Here is a 6134-nt window from a genome sequence, read left to right on the forward strand (position 1 = left end):
TCAACATTCCGCCTTAGCTCAGTTGGTAGAGCGCTTGACTGTTAATCAGGATGTCGTCAGTTCGAGTCTGACAGGCGGAGTACCGGGAAGTGGCTCAGTTTGGTAGAGCACCTGGTTTGGGACCAGGGGGTCGCAGGTTCAAATCCTGTCTTCCCGATCTCGCATTAAGCGAACATGCGGAAGTAGTTCAGTGGTAGAACATCACCTTGCCATGGTGGGGGTCGCGGGTTCGAATCCCGTCTTCCGCTTAACGCAGCAGCGTTAGCAAACAGAATATTCCAGCGCACCCATAGCGCAACTGGATAGAGTGTCTGACTACGAATCAGAAGGTTGTAGGTTCAAGTCCTACTGGGTGCATCGGAGGATTAGCTCAGCTGGGAGAGCATCTGCCTTACAAGCAGAGGGTCACAGGTTCGAGCCCTGTATCCTCCATATGGTCCATTGGAGCAGTGGTCTATCTCGCCTCCCTGTCACGGAGGAGATCGCGGGTTCAAATCCCGCATGGACCGTAATTAAAGCAGCGACTTAGGTCGTTGCTTTTTTTCGTTTCTATTGCTTTTTATTCCCAAGAAATTGCTGATTGAAAAGAGGAGTAAGATAAAAAAGATCTTCTTCCTGCTTGACAGGGCTTTGAATAATGTTCTTCGGGGCAGGGTGAAATTTCCGACCGGCGGTAAAGTCCGCGACCCGCGATATGCGGTTGAATCCCAAGTGAGGGTACCGATAGTTAAAGTCTAGATGGGAGACAGAACGATACAATTTTTGTCATGTCGTATCGCTTATTTGGCGATGCTACTATTTAATTTTGATATCGATCATTAGGCCTCGAGGATTTCCTCGGAGCTTTTTTCGTGCAATGAAAGGAGTGATCGGATGGCATCAGATGAAGAATACATGCGTCTGGCGATTGCTGCCTGCAAGGCTGGCAATGCTACCTGGCGCAACCCAAGAGTCGGCAGCTGCCTGATCAAGGACGGCAAAGTCCTGGCGACTGGTTTCCACCAGCACTACGGCGGCTTCCATGCTGGACGTGATACCATCTACAAATTGACTCCGGAACAATTATCCAATTCCACTATTTACGTGACTTTAGAGCCTTGCTGCCATTACGGCAAGCAGCCGCCCTGCACCCAGCTGATTATTGACAGCGGGATCAAGCGGGTGGTGGTCGGGGAAACCGATCCCCACTCTCTTGTAACGGGCAAGGGTATTGCTGCTTTGTGGCAGGCAGGCCTTGAAGTAAGCACTGGTCTTTTAGCAAAAGAAGCAAGTCAGCTGAATGACCACTACAGCTACTTTTACCAAACAGGTCTGCCTTACGTGACTTTGAAACAGGCCATGACCCTGGACCACATGCTGGCGAAAAAGGGTGAGCGGACCGCGATTACCGGGGCTGAGGCCTGGACCGGGTCCACCAGGAACGGGCTGGTTACCAGGCTGTCTTGATCGGGTCAGAAACTGCGATCATCGACGATCCTGTGCTTTTGACCAGCGAGGACCTGGTTCACCCGCCAGTCAGAGTTGTACTGGACCGGCGGGTCCGGCTGCTTGAGCACTTGGATTTACGCTTATTTTCCAACAAGCGGGCTGAGACCTGGATTTTGACGGAAAATCCGGCTTTCTTGGAGCAGGATATGCCAAAGCAGGTAAAAATTTTTGCCCTGCCGGATGGAAAAATCTCGACAAGCATAAAAATTCTGGCTGACCAAGGCGTGCAGAGCGTTTACGCTGAAGGCGGCACGCATTTGCAAGAGAGCCTGCTGGCAGCGGGCCTGGTCAATGACGTGATCAGCTATGTCGCTCCCCGCTTTTTGGGCCGGGGGACTGAAGCAGCCGTAGCCGCGGAAGCACTGGACTTGAAAGATGTCCAAACTGAGCAAGTTGGCGACGATGTAAGAATCTATGGGAGGATCAAGGATGTTTAGTGGTTTGGTAAGCGGCAAGGCGCGGATTCAGCGCCTGGAGCAGGAAGGCAAGACGATCGTTTTGACGGTCAAAACATTCCCGGAAAACCTGGACGGGGTAAAAATCGGTGACTCGATCGCCGTCAATGGATGCTGCCTGACGATGGAGGCTTTTTCAAAAGACAGCTTTACGGTAACCATGATGCTGCAGACTTTTGCCAAGACGACTTTTAAAAAATCTGCAGGCTGGCGACCAAGTGAACATGGAACGCAGCGTGCCAGTAGGTGGCCGCTTTGAAGGGCATATCGTCAGCGGGCATGTTGATGAGACGGTAGAAGTTGTTGACTTGAAGCAAAACGAAAATGTCTTAGAGCTCCGCTTTTTCCTGCCGGACCGCTTGAAAAAGCAGGTCGTCCCGCAAGGATCAGTGGCCATCAACGGGACCAGCTTGACGGTGATGAACACTGGTGATGACTGGTTCTCAGTTGGCTTGATTCCCCACACCCAGGATGAAACGAATTTATCTGGCCTGCAAGTTGGCGACCAGGTCAACCTGGAGACTGACGTGCTGGGCAAGTACGTGGAAGCCAATCTGGCTGCTTTTTTAAAAAATGAATTGGACAAGTAGAAAACACGAGGAAATAAAGATGGATGTCAAAAAGATTCAAGATGCAATTGCCTGGATGAAACAAGGCAGCCTGGTAATCGTGGCCGACGACGAAGACCGGGAAGCCGAAGGGGACATGATTGGTTTGGGCAGCAAGGTTACTCCGGAAAAAATCAACTTCATGACCAAGCATGCCAGGGGCCTGCTCTGCACCAGTATTGGCCGGGAGATCGCGGAAAGACTGGAACTGCCGCAGATGTGGCAGGACAACACGGACCCGTTTGGGACGGCCTTTACCGTCAGCGTTGACTACAAGACGACGATCACGGGGATCTCAGCTTACGACCGGGCAACTACGATCAAGGCTTTGGCCGACCCGAAAGCCAAGCCGGAAGACTTTTTCAAGCCAGGTCACTGCTTCCCGCTGGTCGCTAAAGACGGGGGCGTTTTGGAAAGAAACGGGCACACGGAAGCCTCAGTTACCCTGGCCAGACTGGCTGGTGAAGCGGAAGTGGCCTACATCTGCGAAATTTTGAAAGAAGACGGGCACATGGCCCGCCGGCCGGAACTGGAAGAAATCGCCAAGGAATACGACCTGTCATACTTCACGATCGCGGAATTGCAGGAGTACTGCCGGAGCTTCGCGAGTAGCCAGTCAGAATTCGTAAACCTGCCAACTGACTACGGCGATTTTGAAATCAAGGATTACGGCAATGGCAACCTGGTGATTAAGAAAGGTGAAATTGCCAAAAATGAGCCGGTAATGCTGCGGATCCACTCCAAGTGCCTGACCGGGGACGTCTTCGGCTCCAAGCGCTGTGACTGCGGCCACCAGCTCCACCAGGCCATGCGGCGGATTGAAGAAAAGGGGTCCGGGCTTATCCTCTACCTTAACCAAGAAGGACGGGGGATTGGCCTGACTAATAAGCTCCGGGCTTATGCCTTGTCATGATACTTATGACGCCAACCTGCTTCTGGGCTTTGCTCCAGATGAGCGCAAGTACGACGTGGCCGCCAAAATGATCAAGGATTTGGGGATTAAGCAGGTACAGCTTTTGACCAATAACCCGGACAAGATCAAGCAATTGGAAGAGGCCGGGGTGGAAATTACCGACAGCCTGCCCCTGGAAATGGCGGCAACGGCTGAGGACCGCAGATATCTGGAAACTAAGCGGGACCGCTTTAAGCACATGTTAGTCAGTTTATAGTGAGGAAGAAAAAGATGGCAGTAATTCAAGGTGATTTTAAGCAAGTCCACGGCAAGGTAGCGATCGTGGTGTCCCGCTTTAACGAGCTGGTGACCAAGAGCCTGGCAACCGGCGCGGCCGAGACTTTGCTTAAGTTTGGGATCAAGGAAGAAGATATTGATACTTACTGGGTACCGGGGGCTTTTGAACTGGGCTTCGCGGCTAAAAAGCTGGTTGATTCTGGCAAATACGACGGGATCATGACTTTGGGGGCGGTGATCAAGGGCGAGACCGACCACTACGCGATGATCATCAGCAATGTAACCAGCGCGGTCATGGAATTGAATTTGGCGGGCAAGGTACCGGTGACTTTTGGCATGCTGACGACGGAGAATATCGACCAGGCCTTGCAAAGATCCGGCTTGAAGGTCGGCAACGAGGGGAGCGCGACAGCCCAGAGCCTGCTGGAAATGATGAGCCTGCAGGAAAAAATCGGTTAAGCTTCATAACTTGCAAACGCTTAACTTTTGTGCTATTATCCTAAGCAGAGAAAGTACTTTCGAATATCGTATCGAACCTTATGGAAAGGGCGTATTTGTCGGTTTGCTGTCGGCAAGACCAAGGCTAAGGCAGCAGTCGCGATTTAGCGGGAAAGCCTTCCGCGCAAGGGTGTTCTGTTTGTGCACAGCGACTGGGCCGATCAAAAATGACGACTTGCCAGGCAGTTTGTAATAAAATTGAATATTATTGTGGCATAAGGGGCTTCGCGTTAGTGTTGAGACGCGGGGCCCTTTTCCTGTTAAAAAAGCTGACCAAGTCAGCTTTTTATTTTTATTTAATTAAGGTCCTGGTTCTTCTTCATGATCTCCAGATACTGCTTTTGAACCTCATTTGGAATGAAATTCTCGCGGATCCCCAAGCTGGAGTAGCAGTAGCTTCGCTGGCTTGGCACCAAGGGGATGGCTTTGACGCCGGGAACGTTTTCCACGGCAATATCCATCAAGTAGCTGACGTCCATTCCTTGCCGAACTAATTGCAAGGTAGCGTCAATATTGTCGACGATCAGCTTTTTGGTCGGTTGAAAACCAGTCTTAGCAAAGAGCCAGTCAAGCGATGTTCTTGATAAAAAGCGCTTGTGCCGCATGATCAAGGGCGTGTCTTTGATCTGAGCAATGCGGATTTCATCCAGCTGGGCCAGGGGACTGTCTTCAGCAACTACCAAAACATATTGATAGCGCTACAAGGGGGTAGTCTTGATTCCTGGTAAGGGCTCATCGCCTAATCTGGAGAAGACGATTACGTCAAAGCGTCCCTCCCGCAGATGCTGCTCAAGCAGGTGGGAATTTTCTTCTTTAGTTTCGATATTTGCCAGTATCCGGCCTTGGTTTAAGTGAGTGATCACTGATGCCAGCCAGGCCTTGCCGGCCAGTTCTGAATAGCCTAAGCGGAAGTTATTGGCGTTGGCCCGTTTGACTTCGATCTTAATTGAATTTTCCTCTTTGACTAATTTCTTGGCCCTTTTATATAAGACTTGTCCCGCTGGCGTGATGACCAGGGGAGCCCGGCTGGACTTTTTAAAGACCAGCTGGACCCCGCATTCTTCTTCCAACCTTTTGACCATGGCGCTGATGGCTGGCTGGGTTACCTGATTCTTTTGCGCAGTGGCATTATAGCTTTCGCTTTCCACCAAGTCGATAAAATAACGCAGATCTCTGAATTCCATATAAAAATCCTTTCGCTTATCGTAAAACATAGCTCTAACGTGCTAGTTTATTGATAAATCAGATTTATCATGCTGGTTTTCTTTCAATTGCTTTAGGCGCGGGCGTGCCAAAGATCATGGCCGCTTTGATGCTGGCTTTCTGCGGGTCGGTCTTCCTGTCGACTTCGACTTACTCAGCTGGCCCGGTAGCTATGCTGTCCGGTACGGGCTATGTTTCAAACAAGGACTGGTGGAAGCTGAGCGCGATCATCGGTGTGATTTTCAATGTTATTTGGCTGGGCGGCGGTTTGCTGTGGACCAAGTGCATTGGATATTGGTAAAAAATGAAGAGTTTGCTGACACTAGAGTGCCTCACTTTAGTGTTTTTTCTTGTTTAAAGCAAGAAAATAAAAAGTTTTACCTTTTTTCTCCCGGAAAAATTACGATAATCCGAACTATTCTTCGCAAAGAAAAAGATTTTCCCCCGTAAGCAAAAACAAAGGCAAAACTATATCAAGCAGCGCTTATTACAACTCTGCCGGCTGTACCCATGATAAAGCGAATGAAAAGGTGGATTTGACCTTTCAAAAATAACGAGTATACTAATATTTGTTGCCGCGTGAGACAAGCAAGTCTCGCGGAGGTAAAAAGAAAATATCAAAAGCTTGTTGACAAGAAGTCAACAAGCGAGTAAGATATGAAACGTTGCGTCACTTGACGCAAGTTGGTACTT

The 6134-nt window shown here is 50.0% G+C and carries 3 protein-coding genes, 6 tRNA genes, 4 pseudogenes and 1 riboswitch; of the genes and pseudogenes, 12 read left to right on the top strand and 1 reads right to left on the bottom strand.

Annotation, left to right across the window (positions count from 1 at the left end; all coding sequences use genetic code 11):
• Positions 1 to 7 precede the first annotated feature (7 nt).
• The 11 genes and pseudogenes from FD23_RS07915 to ribH all read left to right on the top strand — a co-directional run bounded on the left by FD23_RS07915 (position 8) and on the right by ribH (position 4199).
• Positions 8 to 80: transfer RNA gene (locus FD23_RS07915), tRNA-Asn, on the top strand.
• A 3-nt stretch (positions 81 to 83) separates the two neighbouring features.
• Positions 84 to 157 (top strand) — tRNA-Pro (locus tag FD23_RS07920).
• Between the two features lie 19 nt (positions 158 to 176).
• A tRNA-Gly gene (locus FD23_RS07925) sits at positions 177 to 248 on the top strand.
• Positions 249 to 283: 35 nt separating this feature from the next.
• Positions 284 to 357: transfer RNA gene (locus tag FD23_RS07930), tRNA-Arg, on the top strand.
• Positions 358 to 359: 2 nt separating this feature from the next.
• Positions 360 to 432 (top strand) — tRNA-Val (locus FD23_RS07935).
• Between the two features lie 3 nt (positions 433 to 435).
• Positions 436 to 509 (top strand) — tRNA-Asp (locus FD23_RS07940).
• Between the two features lie 127 nt (positions 510 to 636).
• Positions 637 to 755, top strand: a riboswitch (FMN riboswitch).
• Between the two features lie 118 nt (positions 756 to 873).
• Entirely contained in the window at positions 874 to 1446 is a 573-nt protein-coding gene (ribD, locus tag FD23_RS10765; RefSeq protein WP_230844924.1) for a bifunctional diaminohydroxyphosphoribosylaminopyrimidine deaminase/5-amino-6-(5-phosphoribosylamino)uracil reductase RibD, read from the top strand.
• On the top strand, positions 1443 to 1925 hold the full coding sequence (locus FD23_RS10770; protein ID WP_230844923.1) for a RibD family protein: 483 nt from the start codon (positions 1443 to 1445) through the stop codon (positions 1923 to 1925). The genes ribD and FD23_RS10770 overlap by 4 nt, the downstream gene beginning before the upstream one ends.
• A pseudogene (locus tag FD23_RS07955) lies at positions 1918 to 2533 on the top strand (riboflavin synthase). Before FD23_RS10770 ends, FD23_RS07955 begins: the two are co-directional and overlap by 8 nt.
• A 19-nt stretch (positions 2534 to 2552) precedes the next feature.
• Positions 2553 to 3720: pseudogene (gene ribB / locus FD23_RS07960) on the top strand (3,4-dihydroxy-2-butanone-4-phosphate synthase).
• Between the two features lie 14 nt (positions 3721 to 3734).
• On the top strand, positions 3735 to 4199 hold the full coding sequence (gene ribH / locus FD23_RS07965; protein ID WP_003614176.1) for a 6,7-dimethyl-8-ribityllumazine synthase: 465 nt from the start codon (positions 3735 to 3737) through the stop codon (positions 4197 to 4199).
• Between the two features lie 335 nt (positions 4200 to 4534).
• Here ribH and FD23_RS07970 read toward each other — a convergent pair.
• Positions 4535 to 5422 (bottom strand): annotated as a pseudogene (locus tag FD23_RS07970) (LysR family transcriptional regulator).
• A 71-nt stretch (positions 5423 to 5493) separates the two neighbouring features.
• Between FD23_RS07970 and FD23_RS07975 the strand changes: the two are divergent.
• A pseudogene (locus FD23_RS07975) lies at positions 5494 to 5742 on the top strand (anion permease); the annotation flags it as partial.
• Between the last annotated feature and the right edge of the window lie 392 nt (positions 5743 to 6134).

It is taken from the genome of Lactobacillus delbrueckii subsp. delbrueckii DSM 20074 = JCM 1012 (genome assembly GCF_001433875.1).
GTDB classification, from domain to species: domain Bacteria; phylum Bacillota; class Bacilli; order Lactobacillales; family Lactobacillaceae; genus Lactobacillus; species Lactobacillus delbrueckii.